Raw genomic sequence first — 19,569 nt, forward strand, 5'->3', positions numbered from 1 at the left:
GTGGTAGTAGTTGATAAGGAGGTGAAATTGATGCGCAAAGTGGCACTGCTTGGTTTGTATCTGCTGATCGTCGCTGTTCCGCTAATCGCCTCTTGGTATTTTGTTGGCCATCCGCGCATCTTCTGGCAAGAGCTTGGGTCAGTATTGGGTATCCTTGCGTTCGCAATGATCCTCTCTGAATTTGTGCTGTCTGGTCGAGTTAAATCCTTCTCCCGCAAAGTGGGAATGGACGCAACGATGAAATTTCATCGCATCATCGGCTGGTGTGCACTGATCGCTGCACTGCTTCATCCCTTTCTTTATGAATCAACACCGACAACAGGCCCTTGGCCTTGGGACAGCACACGTCAATTTGCAGTGGTCACTGACTTTACCGCCATCTCCACGGGTGTTATCGCGTTTATCTTGCTACCTGTGCTTGTCGTGTTGGCAGTCTGGCGCTCGTCGCTGGATTACCGCTATGAGACCTGGCGTCGATTGCACGGCTTAATCGCCGCAGCCTTGGTTGGACTCCTTCTGCACCATACCTTGGCTGCGGGGCGGTATGCGGCGCACGAAACAGTGGCGCTAATATGGCAAGTCATGGCGCTGATTGCGCTTTTGACGCTAGTGTACCGCTATCTGATTTCGCCTATTCAACAACTGGGCAAACCCTGGAAGGTGAGTCGGGTGGAGAGGTTATCAGAGAAACAGTGGCGCTTGAGTCTGGTGCCGGATGGGCACCCGGGGATGGATTACAAAGCCGGGCAGTTCGCCTGGTTGAAGCTCGGTCACTCAAGTTTCTCCCTCAGCGAGAACCCGTTCTCTATCGCGTCGGCACCCGCAGAGGGGCCTGAGATCTGTTTTGTGATCAAGGAGCTCGGTGATTTCACCTCAACGCTCGGTGAAACCAAGGTGGGTGCGCGTGCTTATCTGGATGGCCCTTATGGTAGTTTGACCGTCGATGGCCGCTCGGAACCCGGTGTTGCATTGATTGCAGGTGGGGTGGGTGTGGCACCGATGCTTGGAATACTTCAGCAACTCAAACAAACCGATGATCCGCGCTCGTGCCGCCTGATATACGCTAACCGGACTGAAGATCAGATTGTCTGTCGTGACAAGCTGGCTGATGACAGTTCAATACTTGTGCTGTCAGAGCCAACTAAGGGTTGGCAGGGTGAGGTCGGTTTAATCGATCAGAAGCTGATTGAACAGAGCTTTTCCGACGCTGAGTTTGACACTTGGCTCTTTGTAATTTGCGGGCCTGAACCGATGATGGATCAGGTGTATCAGGCACTCAGGGAGAAGAGTGTTTCTGAGGATCGGATCCTGCTGGAGCGGTTTAATTACGATTAGTAAACGGGTCTGACCGTCATCCGGTTTTTAGCATATAATGCTCCCCTGAAAATTCACCAACCGGATTTAGCTCAGCTATGACAGTTCGCACGCGCGTTGCGCCTTCGCCAACCGGCGATCCACACGTAGGCACCGCCTACATCGCTCTGTTCAACCTCGCTTTTGCCCGTCAGCACGGCGGTCAGTTTATTTTGCGTATCGAAGATACTGATCAGACGCGCTCTACTCCTGAGTCTGAACAGGCGATCCTCGACTCTATGCGTTGGTTGGGGCTGGAGTGGGATGAGGGTCCGGATGTCGGTGGTCCGCACGGTCCTTATCGCCAATCTGAGCGCAAAGATTCGTACAAAGACTTCGCGATGCGTCTGGTGGAGGAGGGCAACGCCTTTATCTGTTACCGCACCGGCGAAGAGCTGGACGAGTTACGCGCGTCTCTCAAAGAGCAGGGTATTAACCGTGCACTGAAAGAGATTGATCTGGCGCTGCCTGCAGACGAAGTTGAGAAGCGCCAAGCGGCGGGTGCGCCATTTGTTATCCGCATGAAGGTGCCAGTTGAGGGTATCTGCGAGATTGACGATATGCTGCGTGGCACCATCGAGCTGGACTGGGCCTTGGTAGACGCGCAGATTCTGTTGAAGTCTGACGGTATGCCAACCTACCACCTGGCGAACGTAGTTGATGATCACCTGATGGAGATTACACACGTCATTCGCGGTGAGGAGTGGATTAATTCGGCGCCTAAGCACAAGCTGCTCTACCAGTACTTTGGTTGGGATATGCCGAAGCTGTGCCACATGCCGCTGCTGCGTAACCCAGACAAATCTAAGCTGTCGAAGCGCAAGAACCCAACATCGATCCTCTACTACCAGCGCATGGGCTACCTCCCGGAGGCGCTGCTGAACTACTTGGGTCGTATGGGTTGGTCGATGCCGGACGAGTCTGAGAAGTTCACGCGTGCGCAGATGTTCGATAACTTTGATATCCAACGCGTATCACTCGGCGGACCTGTATTCGATCAGGAGAAACTGAGCTGGCTCAATGGCCTGTGGATCCGTGAAGAGCTCGACCCGGCAGCCTTTGCCGCTGAGTTCCAGAAGTGGGCGCTGAATCCTGAGTACCTGATGCAGATCATCCCGCTGATTCAGCCGCGCGTAGAGAAGTTCTCTGATGTGGCCCCGCTTGCGGGTATGTTCCTGTCGGGCATGATGCCAATCACGCTAGAGAGCTTCGCTCACAAGTCACTGGATGAAGAGGATGTGCGCCGCATCCTGCAGTTCTCTGTGTGGCACCTTGATCAGCAGCGTGAGTGGGATCGTGATTCGCTGTTCAATAGCCTGAAGGGGTTAGCGGATGGCATGGAGTTCAAGATCCGTGACTTCCTGTTTCCGCTGTTCGTAGCCATTGCTGGTACTTCCCAGTCGGTATCCGTGGTGGACTCCATGTCGATTCTCGGCCCCGATATGAGCCGTGCGCGCTTGCGTCATGCACTAGATATCGTCGGTGGTCCGTCTAAGAAGCAGACCAAAGCTTGGGAGAAAGAGTTCAAAGCGCTCTCGTAACCCCCGGGTAGGTACTATCTACGGTAAAGCGGCATGTTCGCGACCTCAGAGATCTTGGTGATGTACTTTCGGGAAATACGGCTGCGCCGTACATCCCTCAAACAAGGCCCGGTTTAAGATCGGGCCTTTTACATGACCCTCTAACCCTGATACCCCAACTGCTCTGAAATCAGTCGGCCTGCAGTTCGAAGATCTTCAATCCACTCAGGTTTGCGGCGTTCGATGGGCGCAGATACCGATAGGCCGGCGCAGACGTTGCCGGAACGGTCATGGATCAGCACGCCGATACAGCCTACGCCGATCTCAGCCTCTTCATCGTCGAAAGAGTAGCCCTGTTCCGCGGCCTGGATACAGACGGGCTTGAGTTTTTCTATTGAGGAGAGGGTGTTGCGAGTGTAGGCCGGCAGGTTGGTGCGCTTTGCGTACCCCTCAATCGCGGTTTCGCCGCCCAGGCCGAGCATCAACTTCCCGACCGCGGTAACGTGCAGCGGAGCGCGGCTGCCGATCAACTGGTTGACGTGCATCATTCGATTCGGTGTGGCCTTCTCAAAGTAGACCAGTACATCGCCTTCGCGCAGCGTTAGGTTAACGGTCTCATCAACCTTGTCGCGAAGCGCCTCCATGTGTGGACGCGCAACCGCTCTGAGATCAATCTCGTTATGCAGACCGAGGCTCAGTTGTGAAAACTTTTGCCCCAAGCGATATTCGCCATCGCTATCTCGCTCGGCCAAACCGTTGTCGATCAGAGAGTGCAAAATGCGGTGCACTGTTGAGGGGTGCAGACCGGTCTCCGCACAGATGATCTTCAGCTTTACCGCTTTAGGGTAGCGCGCCATCGCCTCAAGGATGTTCACCGCTCGATCGATCACCTGTATGCGTGCTTGGCCAGATTCTGGCATTTGGGTTCTCCCACCAAAAAAGTTTGCTAATAATGCATTAACGTTCATATTGTAGATATGGATTTATCACATAGTGAAAATTTTACGAAGTGAAAGAATCTCTTACCTCAAGAGAATTTCTCATGGGGTTTCGCTAAACTGAAGACAGGACTTTAGGATGAAATATGGACTTCGACAAATCTGCTCTAAAGCAACGTGGACTTAAGCGGTTCTGGCTAGCGACTAAGTACTCATGGTTGGGGGCAAAAGCCGCTTACAAAGAGGAGCCAGCTTTTCGGTACGAGGTTCATGCAGCGGTTGTACTCGTGCCATTAGCGATTTGGCTAGCAGATAGCGTTGCTGGTGCTGCGGCGATGATTGCAGCAGTGCTCTTTGTCATGTTGGTTGAACTGATCAATAGTGCAGTTGAGGCCGTGGTTGACCGCATAGGGCCAGAGCGGCATGAGCTTTCTGGGCGTGCAAAAGATCTGGGTTCAGCTGCCGTTTTTATCGCTATTTGTATCGCAATTCTAGTTTGGGCAGCCGTTCTGATTTGATTCGCCATTCAGGGTTGCAAACCCTTAGTCGCTACGACATAATGCGCGCCGTTAGACACGACGTCCCATTCGTCTAGTGGCCTAGGACACCGCCCTTTCACGGCGGTAACAGGGGTTCGAACCCCCTATGGGACGCCATTTTCTCAGTACATCTCATGTACGCGACATGGGGCCTTAGCTCAGCTGGGAGAGCGCAACACTGGCAGTGTTGAGGTCAGCGGTTCGATCCCGCTAGGCTCCACCAAATTTCATATTTCTCTTCGTTAAAGCACTCGTCGCATATTGTATATATGCTTCCCAGCGTACTTTTCGCTTCCTTGCATCGCGCCTTGCTAAACGAAAAACTTCATTCCTCCTTGGTAACTCAAACCGCGTTGGTCAAAACCTCCTGCACTGACTAGTCTAGAAAACGCCGCAGCGCGTAATTTATGCTGTGTGTTTGCGCGACAATAATCGACTGAAACCGGAGCTTTTTGATGATTGAGTTCAGCCTGAACGGGGAGAGCGTTCGAACTGATGTGGATCCCAATACACCGCTTCTTTGGGTGGTGCGTGATGTTTTCGGGTTGACCGGGAGTAAGTTTGGGTGCGGTGCTGGGCTCTGCGGGGCTTGTACTATGCATGTTGACGATGTTGCGCAGCGCACCTGCATTTTGCCGCTGTCGGCGGTGGCGGGTAAGCAGATAAAAACGATTGAAGGTCTGGGTGATGTAGAGAACTTGCACCCGCTACAGCAGGCTTGGATAGAGCACTCGGTACCGCAGTGCGGTTACTGTCAGAGTGGGCAGTTGATGAGTGCTGCAGCGCTGCTGGATCAGAATCCAAATCCCACACCGACTCAAATTGACCAAGCTATGTCTGGCAACATCTGCCGCTGCGGTACTTATCCACGAATTAAACAAGCGATTCAAGCAGCTGCGCTCGCCTTCGATGCAACCGCAAAAGAGGGGGCGTAAATATGAGTATCAAGAATCTCTCTCGCCGCCGTTTCCTTAAAACCACAGCCGTCGTTGGTGGCGGCCTTGTGGTTGGTTTCTCACTCTTTGGTTTTTCTGATGAGCCGTTGCCGGTCGTGACCGAATCTGGCGGTTTTGTTCCCAATGCCTTTCTGCAGTTCACCGCTGATAACCGCATTATCTTCTACTGCCCACGCGATGAGATGGGGCAGGGGGTTATGACCGGTTTGGCGACTATTATCGGTGAGGAGTTGGATGTGAGTCCGCACAGTATGGAGATCGTCCATTGTGAGGTGCACTCAGATTATGCCAACCCCGCCATGGGTATTCAGGCTACCGGCGGTAGTACGTCGATTAACGCGCACTACATGCCTTTGCGCCAGGTGGGTGCTGATACTCGAGCGCTGATACTCGCGGCAGCAGCGAAGGATCTCAATGCTAGCCTCGGCGAACTTAACACTGAGGATGGGCAGGTTCTGTATCAGGGGCAGACCTACCCCTACGGTCGGTTTATCGCTACGGCAAGCGATATGGATCCGGTCACGGATGCGCCCTTGCGCAGGCAGTCGGAGTTCCGCTATATCGGGCAGTTGAGTCGACGCACAGATGCGTTGGCAAAGGTGACGGGTCAAGCTGACTATGGCTTGGATGCGCGTGTAGAAGGTATGCAGTACGCGGTACTGGTGCGCTCGCCTGTGTTTGGCGCGCAGCTGCTGTCGTACGACGATTCAGCGGTGTTGAAGAGACCCGGTGTCACTGCTGTTGTTGCGATCTCGAATGGCGTCGCAATCATTGCCGACAGTTACTGGCACGCGCGCGATGCCGCGAGTCAGCTTAGCGTTCAATGGGAGGATACACCCCGATCGTCGCTAACAAGCGATCAGCAGCGCTCTGAGTTGATAGCCGCTCTTGATTCAGACGATGAGGCAACAGCTGTTGATGAGGGCGATATCCAGTTAGGCTTTGCTGACGCTCGGGCTCAGATAGAGGGCGAATACTGGACCCCGTATTTGGCGCATGCGCCGATGGAGCCGATGAATGCTCTCGTGCGTCTCGGCGATAATGATGCGGAGATCTGGCTAGGCATTCAGTCCGCTCAGGCGGCGCAGAATTTGGTTAGCCGTGTGTCGGGCATCCCGACAGAGAATATTGTGGTTCACAACCTTTTCTTGGGCGGTGGATTTGGGCGCCGAGGCGTAGCTACACATGTGGTTGAGGCGACCGAGATTGCCATGGCTGTCGGCACCCCTATCAAGCTGATGTGGTCGCGTGAGGATGATATCCAGAGTGGTTTCTACCGACCGGCTTCCATTGCTCGAGTGCGAGCCGCTGTTGATGGTAGTGGGGTGATTAGTGCGTGGGACGTCAAACGTGCCGGCGGAGATATCACACCGGGCACCATCAAGAACCTCTTGCCGGCGATCTTCCCATCGCTGCCAACAGGCCTCGCGAATGGGGTCTCTAGCACCGTTGGTTTTCTGTTCAGTAACCTCTCACCCGATAGCAGCAGTGTTGAAGGATTACATGAGAACTACAACCTTACAAACGTACAGGTCAAGAACAGCAGCATAGATCATGGTGTGCCGGTAACCTTCTGGCGCTCGGTAGGGCATTCCAACAACGCCTTTGTCACTGAGTCAGCGATGGATGAGCTAGCTATAGCCGCCGATCTAGACCCAATAGAACTGCGTCTGAAAAACACAGGGGACAACCCACGGCTCAACAACGTCATTCGCATTGCAGGTGAGCGTATGCGGGAGATGCAGCTGCCGGATGGGCATCATTTGGGATTCGCGTCGCATGGCTCTTTCCTGACTGATGTGGCTCAGGTAGCGCAGGTATCAGTAGAGGCTGGCAAAATTCGGGTGCATAAGGTGCTCTGTGTGGTCGACTGTGGGCTGGCGGTAAACCCCGATATCGTCCGCACACAGATGGAGGGCGGTATCATCTTCGGTTTAACCGCTGCTTTGTACGGCGAACTAACGTTGGAGGCAGGGCGGGTCAAACAGTCGAACTTTCACGATTACTCCATGCTCAGGATTGATGAGGCACCTGAAATCGAGGTGATCATTGTTGATAGTAAAACTGAGCCAACTGGAGTCGGTGAGCCGAGTGTGCCGCCTATCGCGCCTGCTGTCGCAAATGCGGTGTTCCGTGCGACGGGTCAGCGTCTGCGTGATCTACCACTAAGGCTGGCGGTGTAAGCGAAAATGCGTTGGCTGTGGTTCGCCTCGCTGTTATTGCCGTCGGTTGCGGTGGCAAAAGAAGCGGTCTATTTAGACTGCTTCTTAGAGGTGGAGTCCAAGGTGACCGCAGTCTATCGAGTTGCGCTCGATGAGGAGGCTGAGAAAGCCTATCTGCAACAAGAGGGGGGGCTCTTCTACTTTATTGATGAGGTTAGTTTTTCACCTGACCAGATCGATATCTTTATCGGGGAATATCTAAAGCGGCGTTTTACTATCGAGCGGGCGAGCCTTAAGTTCAGTCATGAAATAGAGCACAATGTCGGCGTCCACCGGTCCGATGGTGAGTGCTGGCCGATGGAGGTATCAGAAAGATTGTAGGCATGACGCCGCCAGTGTGCTCCAGAATCTTCTCTTAATCCTTTCGATACCTATGACGCCGCTCTCGCACATCCATGTGCTACGCGGCATAAATACATCCGTGTATAAAAAAGGGCGCCATAAGGCGCCCGAAAAGATGAATGAAAACTCCGTTTCAATCACTGCTACTCGCTGTAACAGCCGCTGCGACCGTTACTTGGAGGTTGCATAGAGATCAAACCATGTGCCGATCTTCGCACGCTCTTCGGGTAACATTCCGGTGATATTGCCCAAGGGCATCGCCTGTGTTGCTACCGACTGAGCATGTATCTGAGCGGCATTAAGTATTACGTCTTCACTACTCTCTAGGATCACTCCGGCGGGTGCCGTACTGAACATGTCTGAGGTTGGGTTGGCTGCATGGCAGCTTGCACAACGCTCAACAACAATCGAGGTCACCTGTTCGAGGGTTACTTCCTCTACCGCAGCGCTATTTGCGGCTGGAACTATTGGAGCAGGCTTGGTGACATAGGCCAAAGCGAACATACCCAGTGCCGCCGCAGGCAAGGTCCAGGCCCAGTTCTGGCTCTGGTGGCGGGTGTTGAAGTAGTGACGCACCAGCACGCTCAGCATTGCGATGGCAAACAGTATCGCCCAGTTCCACTCGCTGCCATAAGTGCTAGGGAAGTGGTTGCTGATCATAATGAAGAGCACGGGCAGAGTGAGGTAGTTGTTATGGCGCGAGCGCAGAAGGGCTTTAGCAGGGGCTTCTGGGTCTGGCTCACGTCCCTCGGTAATTGCGGCTACCAACTTACGCTGACCAGGCATGATTACCCGGAACACGTTACCAACCATCATCGTGCCAGTAATCGCACCGATATGGATGTATGCGGCGCGGCCGCTGAATACTTGTGACAAGGCCCAAGCCGCTGCGACCAGCAAAACCAGCAATACAACGCCGAGCAGAGCGGGGCGTTTACCGAGCGCCGAGTCACACAAAAAGTCATAGATGAACCATCCCGCTACCAGCGAGGCGATACTAATTCCGATACCCTGAAGTGGTGTTAGCTCTGAGCCAGGATCCAGCAGGTAGAGCTGCGCGTTAAGGTAGTAGACGACGCCCAGTAGCAGTACACCGGTGAGCCAGGTTGTGTAGGCCTCCCACTTAAACCAGTGCAGGTGATCCGGCATCTTTTCGGGTGCCAGTTTGTACTTCTGCAGGTGGTAGATACCACCGCCATGAATCGCCCAGAGGTCACCAGACAGCCCCTCTTTGGGGTCTTTGCGGTTGAGGTTGTTTTCGAGCCAAACAAAGTAGAATGAGGCGCCGATCCAGGCGATACCCACAATCATATGTACCCAGCGTACAAGAAGGTTAAGCCATTCGGTGTAGTGCGGATCCATGTCTCTTGGTCCCTCTATTATTCGTTATATTTTTAGTTGTTCAGATACTCGCGGCCATCGAGCGTGAAGGTCTCGCCGTCCGCAAAAAAGTGCTCATCACAGTTCGGGCCTTCACCGGTGCGATCCACAATGAGGTAGTCGCTAGCATCTTCGAGTGCCAATATTGGGTGATGCCACACGCCCATGCCGTAATTCACACCCTGATTGCCATTGGAGATAAATGCACGAATCTCGTTAGCATTGGGTGTACCAGCCGGAGGCGCAACAACGATCAGAAACTTTTGGCGCTGCATCGGGATAAACGCCTGGCTGCCCTGAGGGTGCCGCTCCAGCATGTTGATGGCCAGCGGGTACTCCAAGCGGTTGGCGCGAAAGATGCTGATAATCGCCTTATCGTCAGAGCGGCCCAATTCAACATCCGCTAAACGGTGGTAGCGCTCGGTGGATCCGTTGTTGATCATAAAGTGGTTGCTACCTTCGGTTTCAATCACTTGGCCAAAAGGCGCGAAGGCTTCTTTCGTTAAAGGCTCGACTTTTAATAGCTTCATTATCAGTACCTTAAGTTACCTTTATAATAAACCAGCTTAAAACTTAGGTTTGCCGAACAGGCGCAAACGGCTAACTCCACCGTCAGGGTGGATGTTCAGCTTGATGTGGGTAATCACACCAAACTCTGCCTCAGCTTTAAAGCGTTGGATGCTGTCTGCCTTGAGTTTCTGATTCGGCAGAAGCGTGCGCCAGAAGAGTGACTGGGTGGCAATTTGGTCGGCTGTACCACCGCGCACATAGGCCGCCTGAATATCGCAGCTATCAGGGAAGTTACCTTTGAAGTGAGCGGTATCAATCTCGATCTCATCCACCTCACCTGGACAGCCCAGTGCCAGGATAACCCAGTCGTAACCGGGGCGACGACGGCGCGCTGTCTCCCAACCGTCGCCCATATTCACGCCACGACCCGGGTTGATCAGATTCCCCATCTTGCCGAAGTGCTCATCACTACAGCTGATCGCACAACCGCCATTAAGTGCGGAAACTAGGTCGATGGTTTCATTCTCATCGAGGTTCTCCCAGTCGATAAATGGACGGCCGTAAACACGAAAACGCGCAATACCCCCATCAGGGAAAATATTGAGGCGAACGTGGCTCCAGGGCTGGTTGTTATCAACTTCGAACAGGTGCTCTGAGTCACCCTTGAGGTCAACCGAGGGCAGCAGTGGATACCACTGGGTTTTCTCGTCTGGCTCTTTGTCGAGTGAGTAGCAGACATCGACCGACGCTGACGGTGGGTAGTTACCAGTGAAGAAGTTGGTATTGATCTCCAGCGCTTCAATCATGCCAGGAGCACCCAGTTTAACCACAGCGTAGTCGTAACCTTCAAAACGTTTGCGGCGGGATTCCCAGCCATCCATCCATTTGCCAGCCTCGTCGTACACACCCTCTTTCCAGACAGGTGGTTCGGGGTTGAGCATGCGGTTAACTTCAGCAAACCAATCATCGGTTACATAGATCGCGCGCGCACCTAGGCGGGCATCAGCCAGGTTGACCAGGCGGTTGTATTGCTTCGTAGCCATCGGCTAACTCCTATCTCACATATCTGCCAGGCGGAAGCCGGCGATCTTATTAATCTCTGTCAGCGCGCGAGTGAACTCCTGCTCGGGGCTGTTGTGAATACGCTCTTTAAAGCCGGCGAGTATCGCGTGTTTGTTGCTGCCTTTAACCGCCATAATAAATGGGAAGTTAAAGCGCGCCTTATAGGCTTCGTTGAGTTCGGTGAATTCAGCGTACTCTTCGTCAGTTAGCGTATCGATACCGGCACTGGCCTGCTCATTGGTTGACTCGGCCGTCAGATTACCGGCGCGCGCTGCACGGCCCGCAAGGTCAGGGTGGGCGATGATGACACCCAGCTGTTCATCTTTGCTTGCCGCCAGAAACACTGTAGCCATAGCCGCTTGCAGGGTCTCAATGCTGCTATGTTCTTCGGTTAACCCTTTGTCATAGGTGCGCTCAGCGATCCATGGAGAGTGCTCGTAAATCGCACCAAAGGTCTCGACAAAGGCGTCTCGACTAAGCGCCGCTGGCGCGCCAAACTTGAACTGACTCATATTAATTCTCGCTTTTGTGATGCGCGTGCCAGTGTTTGGCAATATCAATGCGGCGCGCAAACCAGACATCATCGTGCTGCTGCACGTACTCGAGGAAGCGTTTGAGGCCTGCAATGCGCCCCGGGCGACCCAGTAGGCGACAATGCATACCGATCGAGAGCATCTTCGGCGCTTCGGCACCCTCCTCATAAAGGGTATCAAAGCTGTCTTTGAGGTATTGGAAGAACTGCTCACCGTTATTGAATCCCTGTACCTGTGCGAAACGCATATCGTTGGTATCCAAAGTGTAAGGGATTACTAGGTGCTGGCCATTTGGGCCATCAACCCAGTAGGGCAGGTCGTCGGCGTAGGAGTCTGAGTCGTAGAGAAAGCCACCTTCCTCCATTACCAGCTGTCGGGTGTTAGGGGAGTCGCGGCCTGTGTACCAACCTAGGGGTCGGTTACCGGTAACACGCTCGAGAATCTCGATCGCCTCGTGCATATCTTTGCGCTCGGATTCGATATCTGCCTCTTGATAACTGATCCACTTGAGCGCGTGAGAACAGATCTCATGGCCAGCCGCAACGAAAGCTTTGGCAACATCGGGGTGGCGTTCCATCGCGGTAGCTACGGCAAAAATGGTGAGTGGAATATCTTTCTGCTGAAACAGCTTTAGCAGACGCCAGACTCCGGCGCGGCTACCGTACTCATAGATAGACTCCATGCTCATATGACGCTGTCCCGGAAAGGCGACTGCCGATGGCATCTCAGAGAGAAAAGCCTCTGACTCGCTGTCACCATGCAGGATACAACGCTCGCCACCCTCCTCGTAGTTGAGGACAAACGAAAGTGCGATGCGAGCATTGTTGGGCCAGCGAGGGTGAGGCGGATTCTTTCCATATCCAATCAGGTCGCGAGGGTAGTCGCTCATGCAGTTAGCTCCGAGAATTGGTGTAAAACTTACTGAATTGTATACAATCTATCGGCGGTGTAAAGCGATTAAATTTTAACCAAACTCGATTATTGGGCACTGCGTAGCACTATATATGTGGGGTTAATCAGTAGGTCACCACTACTTTAGTGCCGTTTTATTGAACATGCGAAATTTTGTCTTGGGTTTTTGTATACAAATTGGTATACATGTTGTTGGTCAAACTAATGACAGAGAGAGAAAATGTCTGGATATCTGACAACTCACGTACTCGATACCGCCGCTGGCTGCCCTGGAGAGGGAATCGAACTGGTTCTTTACAAAGTGGTTGATGGTCAACTCACCGAACTCAAACGTGCAACAACCAACGATGATGGTCGCGTCGATTCTCCGATACTTTCAACGCAGGAGTTTGCCGTAGGCACCTACGAACTGCATTTCTTTGCCGGTGATTACTTCCGTCGAAGCGGTACGCAGCTAGCTGACCCGGCTTTTCTCGATGAAGTTGTTATCCGCTTCGGCATTGCTGATGCACAGGCCCACTACCATGTGCCTCTGCTGATCTCGCCTTATAGCTACTCAACCTACCGCGGCAGTTGAGGACGTAAAACGGTGAACGCCAAAGCTAAGGGTGCGACTCAAGATCAAAAGATCTACGAGCACATCTTTGATGCCATTCTTGAGCAGCGTCTCGCCCCGGGAACGAAGCTTACTGAAGAGGGGCTCGGTGAGGTCTTTGGCGTCTCCCGCACCATCATTCGTCGCACGCTCTCGCGCCTCACCCATGAGGGGGTAGTGGAGCTGATCCCGAACCGCGGCGCCTATGTCGCCAAACCAGACATCGACTCAGCGCGACAGATTCTCGATGCCCGCCGATTAATCGAACTGGCCCTGGTTGAGCGGGTTGCCGAGCGTGGCCCGCAGGTGAAGCGCGAACTCAAGTTGTTGCGATTACTTATTGACGAAGAGCATGCCAGTTCGGCCCGGGCCGATACGGGTACAGCTATTCGGCTCTCGGGCGAGTTCCACCTTGAGCTAGCGCAGCTGGCAAATAACGAGCCCCTTGCCAATTTTTTGCGCTCATTGGTCTCGCAGACCTCATTGATTATCGCCATGTATCAAACCAGCCAGCAGAGCAACTGCGCGATAGATGAGCACAGCAATCTGTTGGATGCGATAGAGCAGGGCGACAAACTAACCGCGCTCAATCTGATGGCTGAACACCTCGATCATATCGAGGCGCGCCTTGCCCTAGTTCAGAACGAGCAGGAGGTCGATCTGGAGAAAGTCTTTGGCCATTTGAAAGTTAAAGGCTGAGTGCTCTGGCTACCGTGGTAGCTGAGCACCAACAAGTGACATTTGAGACAGTTTGATGCACTCTGAAGGTGCGTGAAAACAACGAATTAATGTACTGGTTTTCATTAAATTAATGTAAATCAGTAACTTAAGAGCGTTGGCAACCTTTTTGCCAATAACAATAAGAAGGTCTCCGTCCAGAGAGACCATTTGGAGGTAGCAATGAGCAATCAAATGACTCCCGAACAGATGCGGGATCCCAACTATACACCGCCTTTGCATGTCGCTATCCCTCTGGGGATTCAACATGTACTGGCGATGTTTATCGCAAACGTAACGCCAGCAATCATTATCGCCGGTGCTGCGGGATTCGGATTTGGATCCAACTCACCTGATTTCCCTAATATGATCTACATGATGCAGATGTGTATGCTCCTCGCGGGTGTCACAACACTGCTTCAGACCATTGGTGCTGGCCCTATCGGTGCGCGTCTGCCTATCGTGCAGGGTACCAGTTTCGCGTTCATCCCCATCATGGTGCCTATCGTTGCCGGTGGCGGCGTTGAAGCGATGGCGATGGTTACCGGTGGTGTCCTCGTAGGTGGCCTGTTCCAGGCTGCGCTGGCTCCATTCATTGGTCGTCTGCGTTTCGCATTGCCTCCACTGGTTACCGGTCTGATCATTCTTATGATTGGCCTGTCACTGCTCAAAGTGGGTATTCAGTATGCTGCCGGTGGTGTACCAGCAATTGGTAAACCAGAGTTCGGCTCACTGGCTAACTGGAGCGTTGCGGGTACCGTGGTTGTCGTGACCATGGCGCTGAAGTTCTACGCACGCGGCATGCTTAGCTCTGCTGCAGTGTTGATTGGTTTGATTGCCGGTTACATCCTTGCCTACACCATGGGTATGGTTAACTTTGGCGGCGTAGAGCGTGCAGCCTCGTTTGCAATGCCAAAACTCTTTCCATTCGGTATCGAGTTTGGTGCTGGCGCAATCATCGGTATTGCGCTGATGTCATTCATCTCGGCTATCGAAACAGTGGGTGACGTATCCGGTATCACCAAAGGCGGTGCGGACCGCGAAGCGACTGATAAAGAGATTCAGGGAGCAACTTACGCAGATGGTCTGGGTACTGCGCTGTCATCTCTGGCTGGTGCACTGCCGAACACCTCGTTCTCGCAGAACGTGGGTTTGATCGCGATGACGCGCGTAATGAGCCGTCATGTGGCCACTTACGGCGCAATCTTCCTGATCATCTGTGGCCTGATCCCTAAAGTGGGTGCCGTTATCTCTACAGTGCCTATCGAAGTGCTTGGCGGTGGTGTAATCGTAATGTTCGGTATGATCGCCTCTTCCGGTATGAAGATGCTGGCGGAAGTGAACTGGAATACGCGTAACATGATGATCTTCGCGATCTCACTGTCACTGGGCCTCGGTCTGATGCAGGTGCCAGAAGCGATGCAGCATATGAGCGGTACGATGAAAGCGCTGTTGGGTACAGGTCTGCTACCAGCAGCTGTCTGTGCCATCGTGCTCAACCTGATTGTGCCTGAGTCGAAAGATTAAGGTCGGTACAGTACAAAACGAAAGGGGCCTGCGGGCCCCTTTTTTGTTTCGTGTGGGAGGGATCTTGGCGCAGCCAAGGTCGCGACGCTAAGAGGTTAGCCCGGATTGTAATCCCGGTTGGCTTCAGGATCGGTAGTGTCATACTCCAGCGCCTCAATCTCTGCCCAGAGTTCAGCCGGGATCTCGACGCTGGCCCACTCGATTGTCTGCGCAACTCGACTAGGTGCAGAAACACCAATAATGGTCGAATCTATCCGCTCATCACGCATGGAGAACTGCAAAGCCACAGCTCCCGGAGCGATGCCGTACTTGGCACAGATCCGCTCAATATTGCGCACACCCGCGAGCGCTTCATCATCAGCAGGCGAGTAGGCAATCTGCGGCATCACAGAAGCGCCTTTGGCTAGCACACCGCCAGCGTAGGGCGCGGCATTTAGCACCGCAATTCCGGCAGATTTAGCGTAGTCAAACAGCTCAGTCGCCGAGCGGTTCAGCAGGGTATAGCGGTTATGATTCAGCACCGCATCGAAGGGAAACGCTTGTGTTAGCGGGAGCATCATATCCAGACGTCCCATCGCCAAACCTGTCGCCTGACAGAGCCCCTCCTCTTTGAAGCGCATCAGGGCCTCGATTGCACCGCCGGTATCCCGAATCTCATCCAGACTGCGGGCATGCTCCGGGTCGTGCAGATGCAGCAGTGGGATAGAGTTCAGATTCAGTGCTTTGAGGCTCCGCTCCAGCGAGCGCTTCGCCTGGTCAGCATCAAAGCGATTCGTTTCTGGGTCACGGTCTAGTTTGGTCGCCAGTACGAAACCTTCGGGCAGACCGCCGCGGGCTTTGATAACCTCGCCGATCCGCTCCTCAGAGCGGCCAAAGCCATAGATACGTGAGCTATCCAGAAAGTTTACCGGACTGTCGAAGATGGCGTTGATGGTCGCAAAAGCGCGCTCGTCGTCGACTGAGTAGCCGTAGGTAGCGGGCATGTCGCCAAGTGCTGAGCCGCCGAAGCATAGCGGGGTGACTTCTAAACCGGTTGTTGCGAGTGTTCTCTTCAGCATTGATTTCTCTTTTTAGTTAAAGCTTGTATGCACGACAGGCGTTACCACCGAAGACCTGTCTTTTGTAGTTTGAATCATCGAAGTACCGCTGTGCTAGGTCGTACCAATCGATGTAGTTGCTGGCCAGATTTAGGACCGGCCAATCACTGCCCCAGATTAAACGATCTGTTCCGAAGCTTGAGATCAGATGATCTATATAGGGCGCCAGGTCTTCAGGTTGCCAATTACTCGCCGCCTCAGTAATCAGCCCCGATAGTTTGCAATAGGCCTCGGTGTTCTTGGCCAGAGCGCTCATATCCTCTGCCCAGGCGTCGAATTCTTTATCAGCGATCCGTGGTTTTGCGCCGTGATCAATCACCACGCGCATGCTTGGGTAGCGTGCTAAGAGCGTCTGTAGGTTGCCTAGATGCTTGGGAAATACCAGTGCATCAAAAGTGAGATCAGCGCCGATGAGGGCTCTGAAGGCTGGGTCAAGCTGGGGTTTGAGCATCCAGTCGATATCTTCGATATCCTGGATCATGGGCCTTAATCCAACTAGATGCGGTGATTTGGCAAGTCGCTCAATATCTTCAACGACATTCGGACTCTCAAAATCGACCCAGCCAACCACGCCCTTGATAAAGCTGTTCTGCTCGGCGAGGCCTATTAGAAATTCGGTTTCAGCAGGGGTTGGCGCGGCCTGTACCAGCACTGTTCCATCAATAGCACAGCGCTCAAGCAGCGGGGTAAGATCCGCTGGCCCGTAGTCCCGATAGAGGACGCCTAGTTCCGGTGTTAACCAACCGTAATCGCCGCGCTCGACCTGCCAGAAGTGTTGGTGGGCATCGATTTTCATAGGGACGGAGGCTCCTGCTTTGGTTAGATGCATTGCTACGTGACGGCTACGTACGGCGCGCGGCACAATGGTCGAACAAACATAACTAGCTTGCTATTGACTGACAATCACCTGTTGGGAAATAGCGCAAAAAGATGCACTATTGGGTTGACTGATATTTTCTCGTTTTAGGATATCGATGCCGACTAAGTCCGTAATCTGTCTAGGCGCTGCAGTGTGGGACACTATCCTGCAGGTTTCAGAACTTCCTTCGGGTGGAGGAAAGATTCTACCGAGTCGAGCCGTTCAGCTTCCTTCAGGTATGGCGACAGCTGCAGCTATCGCTATCGCGCGCTTGGGCAAAGAGCAGGGTATTAGTGTCTCTTTGTGGGGGCGTGTCGGCGACGATGTTAATGGTCAAAGCTATTTGCACGGCCTAAACCTGCAGGGCGTTTCAACCGACTTTGTCAGGCTAGTTCAAGGTGGTCAGACGGCATTTTCAACCATTGTTGTTGACGAGCAAGGCGAGCGATTGGTCTTGCCCTATTATGACCCACAACTCGACGCCTCCGTCGATTGGTTGCCGCTCCATCAGCTAAACGAAGCTAGTGCTGTGCATTGCGACATGCGCTGGCCGCAGGGGAGCAAGGCATTACTTAAGGCGGCTAGACGAGCTGGGGTGCCATCAATCTTAGATGCAGACGTCGCCCCGCTAGAGGATCTGCGCGAGCTAATTCCTCTGGCCGATCACCTGCTGTTTTCGCAACCCGCCTTTGAATTGCTAGAACCGATCGGTTCGCTGAGGGATAACCTACGCGCCTTAGCGAAACGAACTGAGGCAGAGGTTGTAGGCGTCACACTCGGCTCAGAGGGTGCACTCATTTGGCAGTGCGAGACTGACGAGATTGAGCATTACCCAGGCTTTGAAATCGATGCTGTGGATACCCTCAACGCTGGTGATGTTTGGCATGGAACCTATACCTTGGGTGTTGTCAGCGGTTGGGATTTGGTTACACGCGTCAGGACCGCAAATCTTGCAGCAGCCATAAAATGCGAGAGTTTTGGTGGGTGGAGTGGGACACCGGATATGAAGACACTCCGTGCCCGCGCCCGGGTGCTCGGTGCGTTATAAGTTGATAGTGTTGCGCAACATGCTACACTTAGCGGCATGATAAAGTCTTTTAAGCATAAAGGCCTTAGGGTTTTCTTCGAGACTGGCAGTAAAAAGGGCATACAGGCCAAACACGCAATCAAGTTGCGTCTCCAACTAGCGGCTCTTGATACTGCTCAAGTCATTGAAGACATGGATATCCCTGGCTATCGGCTTCATCAACTCAAAGGGCTGCGGAAGGACACCTGGTCGATTACGGTCAATGGAAATTGGCGCATAACCTTTGAGTTTGAGAATGGTCATGCTTACATAGTCGATTATGAGGATTATCACTGATGAGAATGCACAATCCCCCCCATCCTGGTGAGTTCATTTACGCTACTTACATGGAGCCATTTGATATCAGTTGTCGCAATTTGGCTAAGCATTTAGATGTCGCCGCGTCCACGCTAAACCGAATTCTCAAAATGCAGAGCGGCATCAGTCCAGAAATGGCAGTTCGCCTTTCTAGAGTGCTTGGACGGACACCGGAAAGTTGGCTGTTAATGCAAGATAACTACGACCTGTGGCAGGTCAAGAAAACACTTAAAATGAGTAAGTTGCAGAAGTTAGATCTGAGTGCTGCTTAATTAGCCATTAATTGTGTTTTCAAAAAGAAGGGAAGCCATGTCGCTTCCCTTCACTGATTCCAGTCTATCTCTGAGGGGATTACTCCTACTCATCAATATGGCAGCCCAAGAAGCGCTTCCGACGCAAGGGTCACTTAGCTGGATACTGGATTCGTCGATGCAGCACTACTTCATAGGATGAGATCTAACGAGCCGCTTTAACGGCTCTCAGCGCTATTGGTCCTGCTAGAAACTGACCAGATTGCTGTGGATTTTTTCGTGCTCGACAAAACCGGCGGTAACTTCGTCGAAATCAACCGATTGGTCGGTGAAGTAGATGAAGGAGTCTACTGCCTGATACAGAAACAGATCAAACCCCGAGATAATATCCAGGCCGGCCTGTTTCGCACAGGTTAAAAACTGGGTGTCGATCGGCACATAGACCGCATCAAAGGCCCAGTTCTGGCCCCCAAAACAATGTGCGGGCAGTGGGTTTCCCGGGGAGTCCTTATGGCCAATAGGTGTACAGTTTACAAGGCCGTCTACATTCAGATCTGTGACGGCCCGCATATCGAGAATCCTACCTCCTACCCGGTGATGGTGATATAGATATAGCGTCTATGCTGCGCTCACTGCCGGGCTATAAAGTGATCTCCATCGCGATCCTACGCGGTGAGTGGGAGCAGAAGCTAAGCGCTAAGGTGCGAGCTGAACAGGCTCTAGAGCGTACTAAAGCCCTCATCGATTCCCTATAGAACCTCTGTAGGAGCGGGTCGGGAAATGCGGCTTTGCCGCACATCCCTGCTACAAGAGCAGCCTCCGCAGACAGGCCTGTCCAAAACAGTGCGCGGGCGCTCGCATCTCTCGGAATT

General features: G+C 53.1%; 22 protein-coding genes and 2 tRNA genes. 15 read left to right on the plus strand and 9 right to left on the minus strand.

Translation table 11 applies throughout. From position 1 onward, the window contains the following. The first annotated feature begins 30 nt into the window (after positions 1-30). Positions 31-1,335: a ferredoxin reductase family protein gene (locus tag AC1WNR_RS06475; protein ID WP_481643700.1), complete on the plus strand. Its 1,305-nt coding sequence runs from the start codon at positions 31-33 to the stop codon at positions 1,333-1,335. A 77-nt stretch (positions 1,336-1,412) separates the two neighbouring features. Continuing rightward, the gene (gene gltX / locus AC1WNR_RS06480; RefSeq protein ID WP_481643701.1) at positions 1,413-2,894 is read left to right on the plus strand and encodes a glutamate--tRNA ligase; all 1,482 of its coding nucleotides are present in this window, start codon (positions 1,413-1,415) and stop codon (positions 2,892-2,894) included. Between the two features lie 140 nt (positions 2,895-3,034). On the opposite strand, the gene AC1WNR_RS06485 is transcribed toward gltX, so the two are convergent. Next, entirely contained in the window at positions 3,035-3,793 is a 759-nt protein-coding gene (locus AC1WNR_RS06485) for an IclR family transcriptional regulator (protein ID WP_481643702.1), read from the minus strand. Positions 3,794-3,957: 164 nt separating this feature from the next. Between AC1WNR_RS06485 and AC1WNR_RS06490 the strand changes: the two genes are divergently transcribed. The 6 genes from AC1WNR_RS06490 to AC1WNR_RS06515 all read left to right on the plus strand — a co-directional run bounded on the left by AC1WNR_RS06490 (position 3,958) and on the right by AC1WNR_RS06515 (position 7,849). After that, positions 3,958-4,329, plus strand: coding sequence for a diacylglycerol kinase (locus AC1WNR_RS06490; RefSeq protein ID WP_481643703.1), 372 nt, complete (start codon positions 3,958-3,960; stop codon positions 4,327-4,329). A gap of 62 nt (positions 4,330-4,391) precedes the next feature. Next, positions 4,392-4,467, plus strand: a tRNA-Glu gene (locus tag AC1WNR_RS06495). A gap of 30 nt (positions 4,468-4,497) precedes the next feature. Next, a tRNA-Ala gene (locus tag AC1WNR_RS06500) sits at positions 4,498-4,573 on the plus strand. Between the two features lie 232 nt (positions 4,574-4,805). Then, complete coding sequence (locus AC1WNR_RS06505; RefSeq protein WP_481643704.1) at positions 4,806-5,285, plus strand: (2Fe-2S)-binding protein; 480 nt, start codon at positions 4,806-4,808, stop codon at positions 5,283-5,285. Between the two features lie 2 nt (positions 5,286-5,287). Beyond that, positions 5,288-7,489, plus strand: coding sequence for a xanthine dehydrogenase family protein molybdopterin-binding subunit (locus AC1WNR_RS06510; RefSeq protein ID WP_481643705.1), 2,202 nt, complete (start codon positions 5,288-5,290; stop codon positions 7,487-7,489). Positions 7,490-7,495: 6 nt separating this feature from the next. Continuing rightward, positions 7,496-7,849, plus strand: a complete 354-nt coding sequence (locus AC1WNR_RS06515) for a hypothetical protein (RefSeq protein ID WP_481643706.1) — start codon at positions 7,496-7,498, stop codon at positions 7,847-7,849. Positions 7,850-8,041: 192 nt separating this feature from the next. On the opposite strand, the gene AC1WNR_RS06520 is transcribed toward AC1WNR_RS06515, so the two are convergent. From AC1WNR_RS06520 to puuE, 5 genes are read right to left on the minus strand one after another with little or no spacing between them, the layout of a single operon-like run. Next, positions 8,042-9,232 (minus strand): urate hydroxylase PuuD, encoded by a 1,191-nt coding sequence (locus tag AC1WNR_RS06520; protein WP_481643707.1) that lies wholly within the window; start codon positions 9,230-9,232, stop codon positions 8,042-8,044. Positions 9,233-9,264: 32 nt separating this feature from the next. Next, the gene (locus AC1WNR_RS06525; RefSeq protein WP_481643708.1) at positions 9,265-9,780 is read right to left on the minus strand and encodes an ureidoglycolate lyase; all 516 of its coding nucleotides are present in this window, start codon (positions 9,778-9,780) and stop codon (positions 9,265-9,267) included. A gap of 36 nt (positions 9,781-9,816) precedes the next feature. Further along, positions 9,817-10,803, minus strand: coding sequence for an allantoicase (gene alc / locus AC1WNR_RS06530; RefSeq protein WP_481643709.1), 987 nt, complete (start codon positions 10,801-10,803; stop codon positions 9,817-9,819). A gap of 15 nt (positions 10,804-10,818) precedes the next feature. After that, positions 10,819-11,334 (minus strand): 2-oxo-4-hydroxy-4-carboxy-5-ureidoimidazoline decarboxylase, encoded by a 516-nt coding sequence (gene uraD, locus AC1WNR_RS06535; RefSeq protein ID WP_481643710.1) that lies wholly within the window; start codon positions 11,332-11,334, stop codon positions 10,819-10,821. 1 nt (position 11,335) lies between these two features. Beyond that, the gene (puuE, locus tag AC1WNR_RS06540) at positions 11,336-12,244 is read right to left on the minus strand and encodes an allantoinase PuuE (protein WP_481643711.1); all 909 of its coding nucleotides are present in this window, start codon (positions 12,242-12,244) and stop codon (positions 11,336-11,338) included. Between the two features lie 243 nt (positions 12,245-12,487). Between puuE and uraH the strand changes: the two genes are divergently transcribed. The 3 genes from uraH to AC1WNR_RS06555 all read left to right on the plus strand — a co-directional run bounded on the left by uraH (position 12,488) and on the right by AC1WNR_RS06555 (position 15,106). Further along, entirely contained in the window at positions 12,488-12,844 is a 357-nt protein-coding gene (gene uraH / locus AC1WNR_RS06545; RefSeq protein ID WP_481643712.1) for a hydroxyisourate hydrolase, read from the plus strand. A gap of 12 nt (positions 12,845-12,856) precedes the next feature. Further along, entirely contained in the window at positions 12,857-13,561 is a 705-nt protein-coding gene (locus AC1WNR_RS06550; RefSeq protein ID WP_481643713.1) for a GntR family transcriptional regulator, read from the plus strand. Between the two features lie 201 nt (positions 13,562-13,762). Next, positions 13,763-15,106, plus strand: a complete 1,344-nt coding sequence (locus tag AC1WNR_RS06555) for a uracil-xanthine permease family protein (RefSeq protein ID WP_481643714.1) — start codon at positions 13,763-13,765, stop codon at positions 15,104-15,106. Positions 15,107-15,201: 95 nt separating this feature from the next. Here AC1WNR_RS06555 and AC1WNR_RS06560 read toward each other — a convergent pair whose 3' ends face one another. Further along, positions 15,202-16,164, minus strand: coding sequence for an aldo/keto reductase (locus tag AC1WNR_RS06560; RefSeq protein ID WP_481643715.1), 963 nt, complete (start codon positions 16,162-16,164; stop codon positions 15,202-15,204). Positions 16,165-16,180: 16 nt separating this feature from the next. After that, positions 16,181-16,999 (minus strand): amidohydrolase family protein, encoded by an 819-nt coding sequence (locus tag AC1WNR_RS06565; protein ID WP_481643716.1) that lies wholly within the window; start codon positions 16,997-16,999, stop codon positions 16,181-16,183. Positions 17,000-17,177: 178 nt separating this feature from the next. On the opposite strand from AC1WNR_RS06565, the gene AC1WNR_RS06570 reads away from it, so the two are divergent. From AC1WNR_RS06570 to AC1WNR_RS06580, 3 genes are read left to right on the plus strand one after another with little or no spacing between them, the layout of a single operon-like run. Next, on the plus strand, positions 17,178-18,110 hold the full coding sequence (locus AC1WNR_RS06570; protein ID WP_481643717.1) for a PfkB family carbohydrate kinase: 933 nt from the start codon (positions 17,178-17,180) through the stop codon (positions 18,108-18,110). Positions 18,111-18,146: 36 nt separating this feature from the next. Further along, positions 18,147-18,425, plus strand: coding sequence for a type II toxin-antitoxin system RelE/ParE family toxin (locus tag AC1WNR_RS06575; protein ID WP_481643718.1), 279 nt, complete (start codon positions 18,147-18,149; stop codon positions 18,423-18,425). Next, positions 18,425-18,718: a HigA family addiction module antitoxin gene (locus tag AC1WNR_RS06580; RefSeq protein ID WP_481643719.1), complete on the plus strand. Its 294-nt coding sequence runs from the start codon at positions 18,425-18,427 to the stop codon at positions 18,716-18,718. The genes AC1WNR_RS06575 and AC1WNR_RS06580 overlap by 1 nt, the downstream gene beginning before the upstream one ends. A 225-nt stretch (positions 18,719-18,943) precedes the next feature. On the opposite strand, the gene AC1WNR_RS06585 is transcribed toward AC1WNR_RS06580, so the two are convergent. After that, complete coding sequence (locus AC1WNR_RS06585; RefSeq protein WP_481643720.1) at positions 18,944-19,267, minus strand: hypothetical protein; 324 nt, start codon at positions 19,265-19,267, stop codon at positions 18,944-18,946. A gap of 50 nt (positions 19,268-19,317) precedes the next feature. Here AC1WNR_RS06585 and AC1WNR_RS06590 point away from each other — a divergent pair, with 50 nt between their 5' ends. Then, complete coding sequence (locus AC1WNR_RS06590; RefSeq protein WP_481643721.1) at positions 19,318-19,452, plus strand: hypothetical protein; 135 nt, start codon at positions 19,318-19,320, stop codon at positions 19,450-19,452. Positions 19,453-19,569 lie beyond the last annotated feature (117 nt).

This window comes from Marinobacterium marisflavi (assembly GCF_982447095.1).